The 18,198-nt window shown below is 72.8% G+C and carries 21 protein-coding genes, 1 tRNA gene, 1 other RNA gene and 1 pseudogene; 19 read left to right on the forward strand and 5 right to left on the reverse strand.

Going from position 1 to position 18,198, the window contains the following annotated elements; translation table 11 throughout:
• The first annotated feature begins 78 nt into the window (after nt 1-78).
• The 12 genes and pseudogenes from H291_RS0125340 (at nt 79) to H291_RS0125390 (ending at nt 9,788) form a co-directional block, all read left to right on the forward strand.
• Entirely contained in the window at nt 79-942 is an 864-nt protein-coding gene (locus H291_RS0125340; RefSeq protein WP_051109637.1) for a poly(ethylene terephthalate) hydrolase family protein, read from the forward strand.
• Between the two features lie 66 nt (nt 943-1,008).
• Entirely contained in the window at nt 1,009-2,295 is a 1,287-nt protein-coding gene (locus tag H291_RS0125345) for a uracil-xanthine permease family protein (RefSeq protein WP_020017834.1), read from the forward strand.
• Nucleotides 2,296-2,389: 94 nt separating this feature from the next.
• Nucleotides 2,390-3,049 (forward strand): TetR/AcrR family transcriptional regulator, encoded by a 660-nt coding sequence (locus tag H291_RS0125350; protein ID WP_020017835.1) that lies wholly within the window; start codon nt 2,390-2,392, stop codon nt 3,047-3,049.
• Between the two features lie 71 nt (nt 3,050-3,120).
• Nucleotides 3,121-3,471, forward strand: a pseudogene (locus H291_RS34920) (ATP-binding cassette domain-containing protein); the annotation flags it as partial.
• A gap of 15 nt (nt 3,472-3,486) precedes the next feature.
• Nucleotides 3,487-3,990 (forward strand): ATP-binding protein DrrA1-3 family domain-containing protein, encoded by a 504-nt coding sequence (locus tag H291_RS34925; protein WP_420038579.1) that lies wholly within the window; start codon nt 3,487-3,489, stop codon nt 3,988-3,990.
• Nucleotides 3,987-5,657 carry an ABC transporter permease gene (locus H291_RS0125360; RefSeq protein WP_020017837.1) on the forward strand — a complete coding sequence of 557 codons (1,671 nt, stop codon included), beginning with the start codon at nt 3,987-3,989 and terminating at the stop codon, nt 5,655-5,657. The genes H291_RS34925 and H291_RS0125360 overlap by 4 nt, the downstream gene beginning before the upstream one ends.
• 146 nt (nt 5,658-5,803) lie before the next feature.
• A complete protein-coding gene (locus tag H291_RS0125365) occupies nt 5,804-6,100 on the forward strand; it encodes a type II toxin-antitoxin system VapB family antitoxin (protein WP_020017838.1) in 297 nt (98 codons plus the stop codon).
• A 19-nt stretch (nt 6,101-6,119) separates the two neighbouring features.
• Nucleotides 6,120-6,782, forward strand: a complete 663-nt coding sequence (locus H291_RS31670) for a LytR C-terminal domain-containing protein (RefSeq protein ID WP_157237343.1) — start codon at nt 6,120-6,122, stop codon at nt 6,780-6,782.
• Between the two features lie 10 nt (nt 6,783-6,792).
• Nucleotides 6,793-7,413, forward strand: a complete 621-nt coding sequence (locus tag H291_RS0125375) for a hypothetical protein (RefSeq protein ID WP_157237344.1) — start codon at nt 6,793-6,795, stop codon at nt 7,411-7,413.
• 66 nt (nt 7,414-7,479) lie between these two features.
• On the forward strand, nt 7,480-8,196 hold the full coding sequence (locus H291_RS0125380) for a YcnI family copper-binding membrane protein (protein ID WP_020017841.1): 717 nt from the start codon (nt 7,480-7,482) through the stop codon (nt 8,194-8,196).
• 23 nt (nt 8,197-8,219) lie between these two features.
• Nucleotides 8,220-8,987: a TetR/AcrR family transcriptional regulator gene (locus tag H291_RS0125385; RefSeq protein WP_026366128.1), complete on the forward strand. Its 768-nt coding sequence runs from the start codon at nt 8,220-8,222 to the stop codon at nt 8,985-8,987.
• Between the two features lie 69 nt (nt 8,988-9,056).
• On the forward strand, nt 9,057-9,788 hold the full coding sequence (locus H291_RS0125390) for a TetR/AcrR family transcriptional regulator (RefSeq protein WP_020017843.1): 732 nt from the start codon (nt 9,057-9,059) through the stop codon (nt 9,786-9,788).
• A 3-nt stretch (nt 9,789-9,791) separates the two neighbouring features.
• Here H291_RS0125390 and H291_RS0125395 read toward each other — a convergent pair whose 3' ends face one another.
• The 3 genes from H291_RS0125395 to H291_RS0125405 all read right to left on the reverse strand — a co-directional run bounded on the left by H291_RS0125395 (nt 9,792) and on the right by H291_RS0125405 (nt 12,259).
• Complete coding sequence (locus H291_RS0125395; RefSeq protein ID WP_020017844.1) at nt 9,792-10,715, reverse strand: arginase family protein; 924 nt, start codon at nt 10,713-10,715, stop codon at nt 9,792-9,794.
• Nucleotides 10,716-10,759: 44 nt separating this feature from the next.
• Nucleotides 10,760-11,707, reverse strand: a complete 948-nt coding sequence (locus tag H291_RS0125400) for an endonuclease/exonuclease/phosphatase family protein (protein WP_157237345.1) — start codon at nt 11,705-11,707, stop codon at nt 10,760-10,762.
• A gap of 120 nt (nt 11,708-11,827) precedes the next feature.
• Complete coding sequence (locus H291_RS0125405) at nt 11,828-12,259, reverse strand: DoxX family protein (protein WP_020017846.1); 432 nt, start codon at nt 12,257-12,259, stop codon at nt 11,828-11,830.
• A 146-nt stretch (nt 12,260-12,405) separates the two neighbouring features.
• On the opposite strand from H291_RS0125405, the gene H291_RS0125410 reads away from it, so the two are divergent.
• A complete protein-coding gene (locus tag H291_RS0125410) occupies nt 12,406-12,918 on the forward strand; it encodes a MarR family winged helix-turn-helix transcriptional regulator (RefSeq protein ID WP_020017847.1) in 513 nt (170 codons plus the stop codon).
• Here H291_RS0125410 and H291_RS0125415 read toward each other — a convergent pair.
• Nucleotides 12,907-13,755, reverse strand: a complete 849-nt coding sequence (locus tag H291_RS0125415) for an SDR family NAD(P)-dependent oxidoreductase (RefSeq protein ID WP_020017848.1) — start codon at nt 13,753-13,755, stop codon at nt 12,907-12,909. The genes H291_RS0125410 and H291_RS0125415 overlap by 12 nt on opposite strands.
• Nucleotides 13,756-13,829: 74 nt before the next feature.
• Here H291_RS0125415 and H291_RS31675 point away from each other — a divergent pair, with 74 nt between their 5' ends.
• On the forward strand, nt 13,830-14,300 hold the full coding sequence (locus tag H291_RS31675) for a MarR family winged helix-turn-helix transcriptional regulator (RefSeq protein WP_020017849.1): 471 nt from the start codon (nt 13,830-13,832) through the stop codon (nt 14,298-14,300).
• Nucleotides 14,301-14,321: 21 nt separating this feature from the next.
• Here H291_RS31675 and H291_RS0125425 read toward each other — a convergent pair.
• Nucleotides 14,322-14,406 (reverse strand) — tRNA-Ser (locus H291_RS0125425).
• Between the two features lie 175 nt (nt 14,407-14,581).
• Here H291_RS0125425 and ffs point away from each other — a divergent pair.
• The 5 genes from ffs to H291_RS31680 all read left to right on the forward strand — a co-directional run bounded on the left by ffs (nt 14,582) and on the right by H291_RS31680 (nt 18,150).
• Nucleotides 14,582-14,678, forward strand: an RNA gene (ffs, locus tag H291_RS33525) — signal recognition particle sRNA small type.
• A 381-nt stretch (nt 14,679-15,059) separates the two neighbouring features.
• Complete coding sequence (locus H291_RS0125430; RefSeq protein ID WP_020017850.1) at nt 15,060-15,947, forward strand: MetQ/NlpA family ABC transporter substrate-binding protein; 888 nt, start codon at nt 15,060-15,062, stop codon at nt 15,945-15,947.
• Entirely contained in the window at nt 15,947-17,143 is a 1,197-nt protein-coding gene (locus H291_RS0125435) for a methionine ABC transporter ATP-binding protein (protein WP_020017851.1), read from the forward strand. The genes H291_RS0125430 and H291_RS0125435 overlap by 1 nt, the downstream gene beginning before the upstream one ends.
• Nucleotides 17,140-17,796, forward strand: a complete 657-nt coding sequence (locus H291_RS0125440; RefSeq protein ID WP_020017852.1) for a methionine ABC transporter permease — start codon at nt 17,140-17,142, stop codon at nt 17,794-17,796. Before H291_RS0125435 ends, H291_RS0125440 begins: the two co-directional genes overlap by 4 nt.
• Before the next feature lie 18 nt (nt 17,797-17,814).
• Nucleotides 17,815-18,150, forward strand: coding sequence for a hypothetical protein (locus H291_RS31680; RefSeq protein ID WP_020017853.1), 336 nt, complete (start codon nt 17,815-17,817; stop codon nt 18,148-18,150).
• Nucleotides 18,151-18,198 lie beyond the last annotated feature (48 nt).

Raw genomic sequence — 18,198 nt, forward strand, 5'->3', positions numbered from 1 at the left:
TCGCTTCCGCAGGCCGCCGGGGTGAAATTTCCTTAGGGTCTTCCCAGCCGCTCCTCGCGACAGACCCAGGAGAAGTCCATGCAGAGCATGTCTCGTGTTGCCCGTGCTTCTCTGGCCGCGGCGGTGCTGGCCGCCGGGGCGCTCGCCGCCGGCCCGGCCGCGGCCTCCGCCGACGACGGCTTCCGGCGCGGCCCGGACCCCACGGAGGCGAGCATCGAGGCGCCGCTGGGCGCGTTCGCCGTCGAGCAGCTCGTGATCCCGCGCGCCGCCGCCGAGGGGTACGGCGGCGCCACCGTCTACTACCCGGCCGACACGTCCGAGGGGACGTTCGGCGCGGTCGCCGTCGCGCCGGGCTACACGGGCACGCAGGCGAGCATCGCCTGGCTCGGACCGCGGATCGCCTCGCAAGGCTTCGTCGTCGTGACCATCGACACGAACAGCCCGGGCGACTCGCCCGACCGCCGCGGCGACCAGCTCCTCGCCGCGCTGGACCAGCTCCGGGACACCGCGGTCGCGGACCGCGTCGACCCCGCGCGGCTGGCCGTGATGGGCCACTCGATGGGCGGCGGGGGCAGCCTGGAGGCGGCCAAGGACCGCCCGACGCTCCGGGCGGTCGTCCCGCTCACGCCGTGGAGCGTCGACAAGACGTTCCCCGAGGTCGCGGCGCCGACCCTGATCATCGGCGCCGAGGACGACATCGTCGCCCGGGTCCGCCTGCACGCCGAGCCGATGTACGAGTCGCTCCCGGCGGGCGGCGACAAGGCCTACCTCGAGCTGCGGCACGCGACGCACGACGCCCCGGTCCTGCCGGACACGACGATCGCCCGGTACGGCATCTCGTGGCTCAAGCTTTACGTGGACGACGACGAGCGGTACGCCCGGTTCCTCTGCCCCGCGCCGGAGCCGGACGACGCGATCAGCGAGTACCGCAGCACCTGTTGACGGGGCGGCACCGGCTGACCGATAAGATCCGCGCGACCCTCACGTTGCGAGATCAAGGACAACACAATGCGACTCGGCTGGACGCTGCACGGTGATGGCGCGCGCATCACCCCCGGAGAGGTGGTCGCCCCGCACGAGCGGCTGAGCTGGCCGCGCACGGTCGGGATCGGCCTGCAGCACATCGTCGCGATGTTCGGCGCCACGTTCCTCGTGCCGACCATCACCCAGTTCGACGCGGCGACGACGCTGTTCTTCTCGGCGATCGGCACCATCGGGTTCCTGCTCATCACGGGCAACAAGCTGCCGAGCTACCTGGGGTCGAGCTTCGCGTTCATCGCGCCGATCCTCGCGGCCACGGCGTCGGCCGGGCAGTCCGCCGCGATCGGCGGCATCCTCGCCACCGGTCTGCTCCTGGCGCTGGTCGGCGTGATCGTGCACTTCGCCGGGGCGCACTGGATCCAGATCGCCATGCCGCCCGTGGTCACCGGCGTGATCGTGGCGCTCATCGGACTCAACCTGGCGCCGGTGGCCTGGGGGTCGTGCACCGCCGACGGCTGCACCGGCTTCCAGGCATCGCCCGTCACGGCCGTGATCACCCTCGCCTCGATCATCCTGATCCAGGTGCTGTTCCGGGGCATCGTCGGCCGCCTGGCGATCCTGCTCGGCGTGGTGATCGGCTACGTCGTCGCCACCCTGCGCGGCGAGGTCGACTTCACCCCGGTGGCGGAGGCCGACTGGTTCGGCCTCCCGCACTTCACCGCGCCGTCGTTCGACCCGAGCGTGCTCGGCCTGTTCCTCCCGGTCGTGCTGGTGCTCATCGCCGAGAACGTGGGCCACGTGAAGTCGGTGGCCGCGATGACCGGCCGCGACTACGACAAGCTCACCGGTCGCGCCCTGTTCGCCGACGGCCTCGCGACCACGCTGGCCGGCCTCGGCGGCGGCTCCGGCACCACCACGTACGCCGAGAACATCGGCGTCATGGCCGCCTCCCGCGTGTACTCCACGGCGGCCTACTGGGTGGCCGCGTTCGGCGCGCTCGTGCTCAGCATGTCGCCCAAGTTCGGCGCGCTGATCAACACCGTGCCGCAGGGCGTGCTCGGCGGCGTCACCACCATGCTCTACGGGATGATCGGCATCCTCGGCGCCCGGATCTGGGTGCAGGCCAAGGTCGACTTCTCCGACTCGGTGAACCTGACCACGGCGGCCGTGCCGCTGATCATCGGCATCGCGAACTTCACGTGGACGGCCGGCGACCTCGAGTTCGGCGGCATCGCGCTGGGCACCGCCGCCGCCCTGGTCATCTACCACGTGATGCGCGCGATCGGCCGCTGGCGGGGGACCGCCCAGGGCTGATCCCACCCCGTGCCAGACGTACAGGTCACTCTGGTGGCCTTACGTCTCACACGGGTATGGACAGCCGACTGAACGCGTGGTTAGCATCTTAAACATGCGTTCAGTCGACGACGTCGAGGACCTCACCTCCCGCGCCAGGATCCGGGACACGGCGATCAGCAGGTTCGCGGTGGGGGGCTTCGGCGCCTCGATCCGCACCATCGCGGCCGACGCCGGAGTCAGCGCCGGCCTCGTGATGCACCACTTCGGCTCCAAGGACAAGCTGCGGGCCGAGTGCGACGCGCAGGTGCTGGCCACGATCCGGCGGCTCAAGCGCGAGAACGTCGCCGACGCCGCCGCGAACCAGAGCTTCTTCTCGAAGTTCGCGGCCGCGGAGGAGAACGCGAGCCTCGTCGGCTACATCCTGCGGTCCATGCAGGACGGCGGCCCGCTCGCCCGGGAGTTCATCGACCACATGGTCACCGACGCCGTCGGCTACACCCGGGAGGGGGTCGCCGCCGGCGTCATCGTGCCCAGCCGGGACGAGGCCGCCCGTGCCCGCTACCTCACGCTCTCCGCCCTCGGCGCCCTGCTGCTCGAGGTGACGCTCGACCCGCCGGAGGACCCGGCCGACCTCGCCGGGATCGTCCGCGGCTACCTGACCAACAGCTACCTGCCGATGATGGAGCTGTTCACCGAGGGGTACCTCACCTCCCGCAGCATGCTCGACGACTACCTCATGTACGTGCCGGAACCGGGAGCGAGCAACTCATGACCGTCACACCCGCGATCGAGATCCAGGACCTGCACAAGTCCTTCGGCGCCGTTCAGGCGCTCGACGGCCTGAACCTGACCGTCCGCCCGGGGGAGGTGGCCGGGTTCCTCGGCCCCAACGGGGCGGGCAAGTCCACCACCATCCGCGTGCTGCTCGGCCTGCTGCGGCCCGACGCCGGCCGGGTCGGCCTGCTGGGCGGCGACCCGTTCGCCCAGGCGGTGGACCTGCACGGGCGCCTCGCCTACGTGCCGGGCGACGTCACGCTCTGGCCCAAGCTCACCGGCGGGGAGGCCATCGACCTCCTGCTCCGGCTCCGCGGGGTCAAGGTGGACCGGGCGCGCAAGGAGCGCATGCTGCAGCGCTTCGAGCTGGACCCCACCAAGCGGGCCGGCACCTACTCGAAGGGCAACCGGCAGAAGGTCGCCCTGGTCGCCGCGCTGAGCGCCGACGCGGAGCTGCTGGTGCTCGACGAGCCCACCTCCGGGCTGGACCCCCTCATGGAGGCCGTGTTCCAGGACTCGATCCGCGAGGCGACGGCGCAGGGCACCTCGGTGCTGCTGTCCAGCCACATCCTCGGCGAGGTCGAGGCGCTGTGCGACACCGTCACGATCATCCGCAACGGCAAGGACGTGCAGTCCGGCACCCTCGCCGAGCTCCGGCACCTCACGCGGTCCAAGGTCTCCGCCGTGGTCACGGGTGACGTCGGCGTGCTGGAGTCGCTCACGGGCGTGCACGACCTGCTGGTGAGCGACGGCGGGGGTGCCGGGACGCGCGTCGCCTTCCACGTGGACGACGACGCGCTGCCCCGCGTCACCAAGGCCCTCGCCGGCCTGGAGCCGCACGGCCTGACCGTCGAGCCCCCGTCGCTGGAGGAGCTGTTCCTGCGCCAGTACGGCGACGAGCTCGAGCGGCTCGAAGAGGCCCCGGCAGGCCGGTCATGACCACGACGGCGCTGCCGGCGGTCCCGGCGCTGGAGCGCCCGGCGCTCGCACTGCGTGGTGCGTTCGCCGGCACGGGGGACCTGCTGCGGCTCGCGCTGCGTCGCGACCGCGTGCTGCTGCCGGTGCAGCTCGTGGTCTGCGCGCTGCTGTTCGTCAGCACGCTGAGCTCCGTGTCCGAGCTGTACGGCACGCAGGAGCAGCGCGACACGATCCAGGGCACGCTGGTGGCCAACCCGGCGTTCCTGGTGCTGCTCGGTCCGTACGAGAACACGGGCTCGGTCGCGTCCACGGTCTCGTGGCGCGTGGGCATCTTCATGATCACCGTGTTCGGCGTGCTCGCCGTCATGGCCGTGGTGCGGCACACCCGCAAGGAGGAGCAGCTCGGCCGCCTGGAGCTGGTGCGCGCCGCCCGCGTGGGCTCCCTGGCGCCGCTGGTCACCGGCCTGGCGGTCGGCGCGATCTTCGCCGTCGCCTCGGGCGTGCTGACCGCCGCCGTGGTGTGGTCCCAGGGGCCGTCCGCGGGCGCGGTCGCCCTGGGCGCGCAGGTCCTGGGCGTGGGGCTGGCGGCGTCGGGCATCGCGGCGGTCACGGCGCAGGTCGCGTCGTCCTCGCGCGGGGCCAACTCGCTCGGCGTCTGGATCGTCATCGGTGGCTACCTGCTGCGCGGCGGGGCCGACGTCGACCCGGACGCCCTGGGCTGGCTGCACTGGGTGACGCCGGTCGGCTGGGCGCAGCAGATCGACCCGTACGGCGCGAACGACTACCTGCCGTTCCTGCTGTGCGTCGCGCTGTTCGTCGTGGGCGGGCTGGCCGCCGGCTGGCTCACGCTGCACCGCGACCTCGGAGCGGGCCTGATCGCGGAGCGCCGCGGGCCGGCCCACTCGACGTCGCTCACCTCGACGTCGGCGCTCGTGGCGCGCCTGACCCGCTCGTCGTTCGTGATCTGGGCGGTGTCCGTCGGCGTCTACATGTTCTTCGTCGGCTACCTGATGGCGACCGCCGGCACCATGGTCACCGAGAACGAGCAGTTCGCCCAGTACGTCACGGCGATGGGCGTCCAGGGCTCGGACATCGCGGCGGGCTTCGCCGCGCTCATCATGTCCTGGACGGCGTACGCGGGCGCCGGGTACGGCGTCACCGTGGTCCAGGACATCCGCACGGAGGAGGCGCTCGGTCGTACCGAGGCGACGCTCGCCACCCGCGTGTCCCGCACCCGGTACCTCGCCGCCTGGCTGACGGGGGCGATCGGCGGCGCGGTCCTGCTGCTCGGCCTCGCGGGGCTCGCGCTCGGCGCGGGCAACGCCCTGTCGTCCGGCACGAGCTGGGGCGACTCGATCGCCGACGGCCTCGGCGCGGCGGTGGTCCACGTGCCGGCGGTCCTGGTCGTGATCGGACTCACGTCCGCGCTCTTCGGCTGGTTCCCGCGGCTGGTCGGGCTGGGCTGGGCGGTCATCGCGGCCAGCTTCCTGGTGACCTTGCTCGGCAGCCTGCTCGACCTGCCCGACGCCGTGACCGACCTGTCCCCGTTCGCGCACGCCCCCGCCGTCCCCGCGGTGGCCTGGTCCGACGTGGACTGGGCCCCGCTGGGCTGGCTCCTGCTCATAGCGGCCGCGTTCCTCGCGCTCGCTCTCGCCGGGTTCCGGCGCCGTGACGTGCCGGTCGTCTGACCCCCGCCGGCCCTGCTGGGCCGGCGTCAGGCCAACTGTTGTCGACACTCGCGTTCCGGTAGGGTTCGGGACGCCGTCCGGTGTCAGCAGGCAGGTTCGACAGCCGCTCCCGGACGTGCCCCGCCGAGTCCAGTGAGGACGGACCGATGATCTTCAAGGCCGTAGGAGACGGCCGCCCGTACCCCGAGCACGGGCGGTCGCGCACACGCGACTGGGTCGACGTGCCCCCACGGCAGGTACGCCTCGACGAGCTCGTGACCACCAAGCGCACGCTCGACCTCGACCAGCTCCTGGCCGAGGACTCCACGTTCTACGGCGACCTGTTCGCCCACGTCGTGGAGTACGAGGGCACGCTCTACCTGGAGGACGGCCTGCACCGCGCCGTGCGCGCTGCCCTCCAGCAACGTCCAGTCCTGCACGCTCGCGTGCTCACCATCCGCTGAGCTCAGGTAGGTTCATCGCGTGACATCCCCCGGGTACGACCAGGCGCGCGTCGAGCGCCGGCGTCGAGAGCACGAGCGCCAGGCCGTGGTCTTCGGCGTGCTCATCGCGTTCCTCGCCGTGTGCGGCATCTTCGCGCTCGCGGTCTACTCGGGCGCCATCAGCTCGCCCTTCAACCGCCCGTTCACCACGGTGGGTGCGGCGGAGCAGAAGACCTACCCGGTGCCCTGCCTGCCCGCGGTCAAGGGGCAGCCCGACGGCGCGCTGCCGGCCACCTACTCGGACGTCCAGATCCGCCTGCTGAACGCCTCGGAGGAGATCGGCCTGGCCAGCGCGCACGAGACCGTGCTCGCCGACCGCGGGTTCAGCATCATCTCCAAGGGCAACGTGCCGGTGCAGCTCCAGGAGTCGGAGATCCGGTTCGGCCGCAAGGGGATCGTGCAGGCCTACACGCTGGCCGCGCAGTTCCCCGAGATCCGCCTGGTCCTCGACGACCGCAGGGACCGCAAGATCGACCTGCTCATCGGCGAGGAGTTCGAGGCGCCGCTCGACGTGGAGGACGTCGAGCTGACCGCCGACAAGCCGCTCATCAACGCCGAGGACTGCGTGCCGTCCGGGGAGATCGAGCCCGAGAAGCGCATCGAGCCGAGCGCGACCGATGACGAGGACCAGCCCGCGAAGTAGGGTCTGTGCCGTGCTGACGCCGTCCTCGGGAGCAGTGGGCCTCGGCCGCGCGCTCCTCTGGGCGTCGGTCGTGCTCGGGCTTGCCCTGACCGCGCACTCGGAGGCGGGCGGCCACGTGCCGCCCGTGGCGGCTATCGCCCTGCTGGGCGCGCTGCTGCTCGCCGTCGCCGCGGGCGCCGTGCGGCGGCAGATCCGCTGGCCGGGCGGCCTCGCCCTGGCGGGCCTCGGCCAGCTCGGCGCCCACCAGGCCTTCTCCTGGTTCGCCGGCGCCTGCCCGTCCCCGCTGCCCGACGGCGGCGCGGCGCACGGCCACCTGACCGCGCCGGCGGCCGGGGTCTACGGGTCCTGCGCCGGTGCGGCCGAGCCGGCGGTGCTCGCTCCGGAGATGCTCGCGTGGCACGTGCTGGCCACGGTCGTCGCCGTCGCGCTGCTCGTGGGCGTCGAGCGCGGGGTCTGGCTGCTCGCGTCGTGGCTGGTGCGGCCGCTCGCCGTGGAGCCCCTGTGGTTGCCCGTCGTCCGCCGCGCCCTCGTGCCGGCGGCGCTCCGTGCGCTGCCGGGTCGCGTGGACGTGCACGTGGCGCCGGAGCGGGGACCGCCGTCGTCGGCCCTGGTGATGCGCCTCGCGGCCTGACGGAGTCGGGCGGGTGGCGTGTCGCCGCACGCCCTCCCGACCACTCCGTACCGAAGGACCGAGCACATGACTCGCTTCAGCCTGCCCGCCCGCCGCGCCCTCGCGGCGGTCCCCGCCACCGCCGTCCTGGTGCTGCTGCCCACCGTGGCGTACGCCCACGTGACCGTGAACCCCGACACGACCGCCGCCGAGAGCTACGCGAGCCTCGCGTTCCGCGTGCCGACGGAGTCGGACTCCGCCTCCACCGAGAAGCTCGTCGTCGACCTGCCCACCGACACCCCGTTCCTCAGCGTCACGCCCCGCACCCTGCCGGGCTGGGACGTCGAGGTCGAGGTGGCCGAGCTCGACGAGCCGTTCGAGGTCGAGGGCGCGACCGTCGACGAGGCCCCCGTCCGCGTGACCTGGACCGCCCAGGAGGGCAACGAGGTGCCGCCGCACGAGTACCAGGAGTTCGCCGTCCGGGTCGGCGCGCTGCCCGCCGAGGGCACCGACGTGGTGCTGCCCGCGCACCAGACGTACACGGACGGCAGCGTCGTCGACTGGGACGACCTGGCCGGCGACGACGGCAAGGAGCCCGAGGCGCCCGCCCCGGTGTTCACCACGACCGCCGCCGAGGGCGACGGGCACGGCGGGGCGGCCCACGCGGAGGCGGCCTCGGACGGGGCCGCCGTGGCCGGTGACGAGCCCGCCGTCGACCCCGTGGGCCGCTGGCTGGGCGCCGCCGGGATCGTGGTCGGCGCCGTCGGGATCGGCGCCGCCCTGGTGACGCGCCGCCGCGCCTGACCTCGTCGGGGTGGCGGCCGCGCGTGCAAGACTGGAGCGTGCCCGCCGCCACCCCGACCCGCAGGCAGCGACTGCGCGCAGAGCTGCTGCATGAGGCGCGCGCGGCGGCCCGCCGGCTCCTCGCCGAGCACGGCGCGGACGGCGTCACGATGGTCGCGGTCGCCAAGGAGGTCGGGATCGCCGGGCCGGGCATGTACCGCTACTTCGAGGGACGCCCCGGCCTGCTCACCGCCGTCTACGACGACACGCTGGACGAGCTGATCGCCTACCTGGAGCAGGCGGTCGCGCGGCAGCCGGCCGACGACCAGGCCGCACGGCTGCACGCCGCGACGCACGCGCTGTTCGTGTGGTGCCGCACCCACCGGAACGAGTTCGACCTGCTGCTGGGCGCCGACGCGCAGCACGCCGTGGGGCAGTCCGGCACGAGCCGGCCGCACTTCGTGCACCGGCTCGGCTCCGTGTTCGTGCCCACCTTCGCCGCCCTGTGGCGGGCCGGGGTCCCGTTCCCGGCCGACGCCGACGTCGCGCCCGGGCTCGCCCCGGAGCTCGACACGTACCGCGCGGTGCTCACGCAGGACAGCCCCGGGGTGGCTGAGGAGGTCCCCGTGGGCGTGGTGCACACGATCATGGTGTTCTGGCGCCAGGTCTACGGCCTGCTGTGCATGGTCGCGTACGACCAGCTCGACTACGCGTTCGGCAACTTCGACGCGATGTTCGACGACATGATGCGCAGCCTCCTGGCGTCCCTGGGGCTCGAGCCCAGCCCGCGGGTGGTGCTCGTCGAGGCCTGAGCTCCTGGCCCGGAGTCGGCTGTCCGGATAGTGTTCTGCGCCGGTACCGGGGGCGTGGGAGGGAGTCCGATGGAGCGCGATCTGCGGACGGACGTGCTCGCCGCGGCGAGTCGCCTGCTGGTCGCCGACGGCGTCCGGGGCGTCACCGTCCCCGCCGTCGCCCAGGACCTCGCGCTGCCCGAGGCCGACGTCGCGCGCGCCGTCGGGGACCGCGTCGGGCTGCTGGAGGCCCTGTACGAGGCGACGATGGACCGCCTGCTGGCGTTCCTCGGCGCGGCGGTGGCGCAGCAGGGCCCGGACGACCTCGCGGCCCAGGTCGAGGCGGGCACGCACGCCGTCGTCGTGTGGTGCGGCACGCACCGGGCCGAGTTCGGCCTGCTGATGGGGCCGGGCTTCCGGGACGCCGTCGGCGCCCGCGCGTCGGTGCGGCAGAGCGTCGCCTCCCGGCTCGGCGGTGCCTGGGCGCCCCTGTTCGACCGGGTCCGCCGCGCGGGCGCGCCCTACCCGTCCGACGTCGACCTCCCGGCCGACCTGGCGCAGCAGCTCGACGTGTACCGGCGGCTGCTCCTGCGGGCCAACCCCGGGATGGGCGACGACCTGCCCCTCGGCGTCGTCTACCTGATGACGGTCGGCTGGCGGCAGATCTTCGGCGTCCTGTGCATGCTCTCGTTCGACCCCGAGGCCCCGCCCGTGAGCGAGTTCGGCGACTCCATCGCCCAGCTGAACCGGTCGCTCCTGGAGCTGGTGGGCCTGGCGCCGAGCCCGGTGGTGCGCCTGGTCGAGGTGCCCGGGGCGGCCTGAGACTCAGCCGAGGACGTCCACCAGGAGGTCCGCCAGGCTCGCGGCCAGCGTGCCGTCCGGGTCGAGGTCGGGGTCGAAGACCGTGAGCTGCAGCCCCACGCAGCGCGGGGACGCGCACAGGGCCGTCAGCAGCTCCAGCACCTCCGGCCGGTCGAGCCCGCCGGGGTCGGGGCTGTCGACGGCCGGCATGACCGTCGGGTCGAGCACGTCGGCGTCGACGTGCACCCAGAACCCGTCCAGCCCGGGGCGTTCGAGGCGGTCCAGCGCGGCGCGGCCGACGGCGGCCGCCCCCGCCTCGCGGACCGCGGCGACCGGTCGGACCAGCAGCTCGGTATCAGCCAGCTCGGCGGTGTACTCGTCGTCGTCCCGGATGCCGAGCAGCGCGACGTCGTCGTCGCGGACGTACGGCCGCAGCCCACCGATGTCGGTGAGATCCGGCTGGCCGCGCCCGGTGACCAGGGCGAGGTCCTCGCCGGCGGCCGCCCCGACCGCGGGTGCGTTGCCCGGATGGCGGAAGTCCGAGTGGCCGTCCAGGAACGCGAGGCCGAACCGGCCGCGCTCGCGCAGGGCCAGGCCCGCCCCGAGCAGGATGCTGCAGTCGCCGCCGAGGACCAGCGGGAAGGCACCTGCGTCGAGCAGCGCCGTCACGCGGTCCGCGAGCCGCCGGGAGTAGGCGGCGAGCTGCGGTGCGTGCGCGACGCCGTCGCCCGGCCGCCAGCCGTTCCGGTCGTAGCGGGGCGGGGTGACGCACCCGGCGTCCTCGGCCCCGGTCCGGTCCAGCAGCCGCTGGTCCCGCAGCGCGCCGGGCGCCTTGTACGTCCCGGGGACGACGCCGGGCGCCGGCGGGCGGAGCCCGAGGTTGGACGGAGCGTCGAGGACGGCGACGCGCCGGGTGGCGGCGTCTTCTGTGCGGGTGGGTGCGGGCATGCGCCCATGCTGCCCGGTGCGGGCAGCATGGGCACCATCGTTTCTCAGCCGATGCGGAGCAGGGCCTGGACCGGCGTGTGGTCGCTCGGGTAGCGGCCGTCCCGGGTCCAGGTGTTGATGGCGGCCGAGCGCACCTCGACGCCAGGGGTGGCCAGGATCCAGTCGATCCGGGTGCCCTCCGGGTCCGGGGTCCCGTAGTTGGGGAACGTGCCCACGTACGGCGTGAGCTGCCGGTCGGCGGCGAGCCAGGTGTCCTGCAGCCCGCCCTCGGTGACCAGCACGTCGTACGGCGTCGAGGCCTCCGCGGCGGCGTTGCAGTCCGCGGTGAAGACGACGGGCAGGCCCGCCTCGGCCACCTGGTCGCGCACCACCTGGGCGCTGCGCACCCGGGCGTTCTCGGCCTGGTGGTCGAAGTGCGAGTTGATGTGCACGAAGTCGCGGCCGGTCGCCTCGTCGTGGAACTCGGCCCAGGTGACGATCCGGGTCACGGTGTTGCCCCAGGTGGCGGAGCCGATCAGGTCCGGGGTGTCGGACAGCCAGAACTGGTCCCACCACTTCACGGTCAGGCGGCGGGCGTCGTAGAAGATGCCGGAGTACTCGCCGCCGGCGCCGCCGTCCCGCCCGAAGCCCACCATCCGGTAGTGCTTGCCCAGCCCGGCCTCGATGGCGGGGAGCTGGTGGAACAGCACCTCCTGGACGCCCAGGACGGTCGGCTGCTCCAGCTTCAGGAACGCGGTGGCCAGCGGGGCCCGCTCCGGCCAGTAGTCGGGCTGGCCCGGCTGCGTCTGCCCCACCCGGTCGTAGCGGACGTTGAAGCTCATGGCGTGCAGCAGGTCGCCGCGGGCGGGGCCGATCACCGGCTTGCCGCCCGGCGCGGTCCGCGCCACGGCCGGGCTCGCCAGCGCGGCCGAGACGCCGAGGGCGCCGACCGCGCCGGCGGCCGTGAGCATGGTGCGGCGCGAGACTCCAGCGCCACCAGGGATGACGGACATGCGCTCTCCTCCGGGTCAGGGGGTTGGTGCCGGTCCACCCGACCAGGTGAAAGTGAGCGTGTCCAGAACGTCGTGTGACGTGTGGGCGAATTGCGCGGCTTGTGCGGCCTGCGCGTCGGGTCAGGCCGTCTGGGTACGGGCGGCTCGCGCGCGGCCCACCAGGTGGTCGACGCTCCACGCGCCGGGGCCGGTGGCCGCCAGCACGAGCGCGCCGGCGCCGAGGGCCGCGACCAGCTCGAAGCCGCCCTGGTCGACGAAGATGCCGTTGCCGAGATGCACCAGCACGAGCGCCCCGAGCATGTTCAGCACCACCAGCAGGCCGACGACGGGGGTGGCCGCGCCGAGGATCAGCGCCGCGCCGCCGACGAGCTCGACCACGGCCGCGAAGACCGCGGCGGCCTGCGGCACGGGGATGCCCATGCCGGCGAAGGAGTCGATGGTGCCCGAGATGCCGAAGGTGAAGAACTTCTGGGCGCCGTGCGCGACGAGTACCGCCCCGATGGCGATGCGGGCGACGAGCGTCGCGAGGTCCCTGGTCCACGGAAACGTCATGAGAGAACTCCTGTGCTTGTTCTGGCCGGTGTGTTCTGGCAGGTGGGCGTGGGGCTAGGGGGTGAATCAAGTTGTAGCTTCAACTTTTGCGGCACGCTAGCACGGGGTGAATTGAGGCGACAACCATCGCGTGAGAGCCTGTCGCCGTGACCGACACCCCGTGGCTCGACCGTCGTCAGATGGCGGCCTGGGTCCGCTTCGTCGCGGTGCTGGAGCTGCTCCCCGGCGTCTTCGACAGCCAGCTCCGCCGCGACTCCGGCGTGACGCACTTCGACTACTTCGTCATGGCGGTGCTCTCCGAGTCGCCCAACCGCACCCTTCGGATGGCCGAGCTGGCGGGGGCGACGAACGCGACGCTGTCCCGGCTCTCGCACGTCGTGCAGCGCCTGGAGGAGCGTGGCCTGGTCGAGCGGATCCCCGGTCCGGGGGACCGCCGGGTGACCAACGCGCGGCTCACGGAGGAGGGCTGGGCCATGATGCGCGAGGCCGCGCCGGGCCACGTCGCCACCGTGCGCCGCCACGTCATCGACGTGCTGACGCCGGAGCAGGTGGACCAGCTCGCCGCGATCAGCGACGCCGTCCTGGCGAGCATCGACCCGCCGGGCCCGATGGCCGCGGGCTACCAGCGTTACGACGGGCCCGCCGGGTCAGGCGAGTAGCGCCTCGGTCGCGTCCCACAGCTCCCGCTGCACCGCCGCCGCGCGTCCCGGCTCCGGGCAGTCGAGCGGCCGGGCATCGCGCACGGAGTAGTAGCCGCCGGTCCGGGTCGCGAACGCTGGATCGGTCGCCAGTCGCGTGATGATCCCGGCGCCGCGTGCGGGATCGCCCACCCGCAGCCGGTGCAGCGTCCGTTCCAGTGCGCCGGCGAACGGCAGCTCGCGCCCGAGTCCGGTGGTGTTGAACCCGGGGTCGCAGCAGTTCGCGGTGACGCCTGTCCCGGCGAGCCGCCGCGCCAGTTCCTGGCTGAACATGATGTCCATCAGCTTGGTCCGCCCGTAGTGGGCGGCCGAGGCGCGCCGGCCGAACGTCCCGGTGAACGAGAGGTCACGCGCCGGTTCGATGCTCCTGGCCTGCCGGGCCGCCTCGGACGCGACGATGACCACGCGGGCCGGCGCCGCCGTCGTGAGCCGGTCGAGCAGTATGTTCGTCAGGATCCACGGTGCGAGGTAGTTCACCGCCGTCATCTCGGCGAGGCCGTCGGCGGTGACGCGCTGGCTGAACGCATGCAGCCCGGCGTTGTTGACCAGCACGTCGATCCGCTCGTAGTGCGCGGCGACGTCCTGGCCCACGCGGCGGACCTCGGCCAGGGACGAGAGATCGGCCAGGAACGTGTCGACGGCGGCGCCAGGAGTGGTTCGTGCGATCTCGGCGCGCAGATCGTCCGCCTTGGCGGCGTCGCGAGCCACGATCCCGAGGTGGAAGCCGCGCCGCGCCAGGTCGAGGGCGACGAGTCTGCCGAGCCCGTGGGTCGCTCCGGTGATGACGGCTGTGGTCATGGTGGCTCTCCCTTATCGTGAGGTACCTCAATGATTGCATGATGCTGAGGTACCTCACGAAAATGGGAGCGGATATGGGTGAGACGGTCGACGCCGGCGAGATCGGCCTGCGCTACCTGACGACGTCGGCGCGGCTGCGGCGGACCGTGGACGAGCACCTGGCCGGGGGCGGGGTGTCGCTGGCGCAGACCAAGATCCTGCAGGCGCTTGCCCGGAGCGGCCCGATCCGGCAGGCGGGGCTGGCTGCCGAGCTCGGGTACGCAGCGCGCTCGGTCACCCAGGCGGTCGAGGTCATGGAGCGAGACGGCTTGGTGCGCCGGACGTCGGACGACGCCGACCGCCGGGCCAAGGTCGTGACCATGACCGGGGAGGGTGCTCGCGCGCTTGCCGCCGGGGAGGCTGCGGGTGACGAGATCCTGCGCCGGATCTTCGGCGGCCTCGGCGCGGACCGGCTCGCGGCCCTGGGCGAGGCGCTCGCCGTCGTCGACGCCGCCGCGCGGGCGCTGGACCGGCCCGGAAACGACGATGACGCGGGACATCGGTGATGTCCCGCGTCATCGAAACTGCGGAGGATGGGGGATTCGAACCCCCGAGGGCGTTAACCCAACACGCTTTCCAAGCGTGCGCCATAGGCCACTAGGCGAATCCTCCTCGCGCGCCGCACAACGGCAGGCGCGCGACCACGGACCGGAGTCTGGCGCGGCCTGACGAGGATACCGGACGCCGTGCTCGGACAACGAATCGGAATCCGGGTGGGTCGATGTGAGGTGGCGAACAGCGGGTTCTGCCCGGTTCGGTCCGGGCGTCCGGATCGGTTAGGCTTGCGGCAGACCCCTCGTGCGGCACCATCTCGCCGAACTCCCCCAGGGCCGGAAGGCAGCAAGGGTAAGTGAGCTCTGGTGGGTGTGCGGGGGGTCCTTTCTTGCCCGGAATCTGGCGGGCCCGCCACCATGTGGACGGATTTTGGTCCGCATCGTGGGATTTACCCCGCAGGGATTGGCTTCGACGTCGTCCGGTGACGCACGATGTCCGCATGACCCGCACCCGGACCTCCGCAACGACGTCGCGCACCTGTCGCGACGCGATGTGTCGCGGCCGCGTGCGCGGCGGGCGAATGCGCGAGCGCTGACAGCGCCGCACGTTCCCGCGGTCCGTCCAGGACCGCCCCCGCATCGTCCCGAGCTCGCCACGTTGCTGATGGCCGTGGCCCGCCGTCGTCTTTCACCCTCGGCCTGCGCCCGACGCAGGCCCCCCGCATCCTGAGCACAGGCATACCCGCGCCCGTGCGCCCGAGAGGACCACCCATGTCTCGTTTCACCTCCGTCCTGACCACCGGCCTCGCCGTCACGGCCGTCCTCGCGCTGAGCGCCTGCGGCGGCGCCGACGAGGCCGCGCCCGCCACCGGCTCGGCCGACGACCCGGTCCGCATCGGCGTCGTCAACTCCGGCGACGACTACTGGACCACGTTCTCCGACCTGGCCGAGGAGGAGGGCATCAGCGTCGAGCTGGTGAACTTCAGCGACTACCAGCTCCCCAACCAGGGGCTGACCGACGGCGACCTGGACCTGAACCAGTTCCAGCACCTGCAGTTCCTCGCGAACTACAACACCGCCACCGGCTCGGACCTCACGCCGATCGCGGCCACCGCCGTCTACCCGCTGGGCCTCTACTCGCTCAAGCACGACGGCGTGGAGGACATCCCCGAGGGCGGCGAGGTGGCCATCCCGAACGACGACACGAACCAGGCCCGCGCGCTGCTCGTGCTGCAGGAGGCCGGCCTGGTCGCCCTGCGCGACGGCGGCAGCGCGTTCTCCACGCCGGCCGACGTGCTGGAGGACGAGTCCAAGGTGACCGTGACCCCGGTCGACGCCGCCCAGACGGCGCTCGCGCTGCAGGACGTCGACGCCTCGATCATCAACAACGACTTCGTGGGCGACGCCGACCTGACCTCCGAGGACGCCATCTTCTCGGACGACCCGGACTCCTCCGCCGCCGAGCCGTACATCAACGTGTGGGTGGCCCGCGGGGCCGACGCCGACAACGAGGTGTTCCAGCAGCTCGTCGAGATCTACCACTCCCCGGAGGTCGAGGAGGGCGTGCTCGAGGCCTCGGGCGGCACGGGTGTCATCAAGGACAACTCCGCGGCCGAGCTGCAGGAGATCCTGGCCGGCATCCAGGAGGACGCCTCCTGATGCCTGCGGCGACCAGCGGCATCATCCGGTTCGAGGGTGCCACCAAGGTGTTCCCGGGCCGGGGGAAGGGCGCAGAGGTGCGCGCCGTCGACGAGGTGACCCTCGACATCCGTGAGGGCGAGATCTTCGGCGTCATCGGGCAGTCGGGGGCCGGCAAGTCCACGCTGGTGCGCCTGATCAACGCGCTCGAGCGGACCACCGGCGGCGACGTCGTGGTCGACGGGGTCTCGCTCGGCTCGCTGAGCGAGGCGCGGCTGCGGCCTGTCCGGGCCGGGATCGGGATGGTGTTCCAGCAGTTCAACCTGCTGGCCTCCCGGACCGTCTCGGGGAACATCGCCTACCCGCTGGAGGTCGCCGGCTGGCCGCGCGCCAAGCGGGAGGCGCGGGTCGCCGAGCTGCTGGACTTCGTCGGCCTGGCGGACAAGGCGGGCGTGTACCCGTCCACGCTGTCCGGCGGGCAGAAGCAGCGCGTCGGGATCGCCCGCGCGCTCGCCACGAACCCGCGCATCCTACTGGCGGACGAGGCGACGTCGGCCCTGGACCCCGAGACCACGCGCGACGTGCTGGACCTGCTCCAGCGCGTCAACCGTGAGCTCGGGATCACCGTGGTCGTCATCACGCACGAGATGGACGTGGTGCGCTCGATCTGCCACCGCGTCGCGGTGATGGAGCGAGGGCGCGTCGTCGAGGTGGGGGAGGCCTACCAGGTCTTCAGCTCGCCCCGGCACGACACCACGCGGCGGTTCGTCGCGACGGCGCTGCGCGACCGGCCCTCGCCCGAGGTGCTGGCTCGCCTGCGGACGCGGCACACCGGGCACATCGTGACGGTCGGCGTGGACGAGGTGGCCGGCTCGTCGGCCGTGCTCACGCGCACGCTGCGCGAGCACGGCGTGGACGGCACGGTCGTGTTCGGCGGCATCACCGAGGTCGCGGAGCGGCCGTACGGGTCGCTGACGGTGGAGCTGGTCGGCGACGGCGGCTCCGTGGAGGCCGCAGTGGCCGCCCTCCGCGCCGTGACCTGGGTGGACGATCACGGCACCGCGGCCGACCCGCGCAAGGTGCGCGGCGTCGGGCAGCAGGACGCCCCGGACGCCGACCCGGCCGGTCCGCCGGACCCGGGCGCGCCCGGGGAAGGTCTGCCCGGGAACGGGCCGTTCGGCGGGCAGACGTGGCTGACGGGAGGGATTGACCTGTGAACTGGGACTACTTGACCCCGCTCCTCTGGGAGGCCGCGGGCCAGACGGCCTACATGGTGCTGATCACCCTGCTGATCGGCGGGTTCCTGGGCCTGGCGCTCGGGCTCGGGCTGTACCTGACGCGGCCGGGCAACCTGCTGCAGCACCGGTTCGTCTTCGCCGTGCTGAACCTCGCGGTGAACATCGTGCGGCCCATCCCGTTCATCATCTTCCTGGTGGCGCTCGGCCCGCTGACCCGTGCCGTCATCGGCTCGACGATCGGCATCGAGGCGTTCACGTTCGCGATGTGCTTCATGGCCACGTTCGTCTTCGCGCGGCTCGTGGAGCAGAACCTCGTGTCGATCGACCCCGGCGTGGTCGAGGCGGCCCGGGCCATGGGCGCGTCGCCGTTCCGGATCGTGCGGACCGTGCTGGTCCCGGAGGCGCTCGCGCCGCTGATCCTCGGATACACCTTCCTGTTCGTCGGCGTGCTCGACATGTCCGCGATCGGCGGCTACCTGGGTGCCGGTGGTCTCGGTGACTTCGCGATCGTGCAGGGCTACCGGCAGTACGACTGGGCGGTGACCGCCGTCGTCGTGGTGATCATCGTGGTGATCGTGCAAGCGGTGCAGTGGCTCGGCAACGGCCTGGCGCGACGGGCGCTGCGGCGCTGACGTGGGAGAGTGTGGCCCATGTCGGACCAGCCGCAAGCCCCGTACCCGGCCCAGCACCCGCCTGCGCCGCAGCCGATCAGTCCCGCCTACCGGAAGTGGGCCACCGCCCTCCTCTGGATCGCGGTGATCCTGCTGGCCTTCGTGGTCGTCGCGACCGTGGCCAGCATCGTGCTGCTCGTCCTGGCGGACAGCAGCCCCAGCGGTGGGGCCGGCGCGTACGGCTACCTCGCGATCTTCCTCTGGTTCGCGATCTTCGCCGTGTTCCCGTTCCTCCTGGGCGCCGGGATCCCCGGCCTGGTCATGCGGGCGCGCGTGCGGCGCACCCCGCAGGCCCTCGGCGGCACCGCGCCGTGACCTGACGACGTGGCCGTCCACCTGTGGACGGCCACGTCGTCAGTGTCG

Source organism: Promicromonospora sukumoe 327MFSha3.1 (assembly GCF_000385135.1).
Taxonomy (GTDB): Bacteria; Actinomycetota; Actinomycetes; order Actinomycetales; family Cellulomonadaceae; genus Promicromonospora; species Promicromonospora sukumoe_B.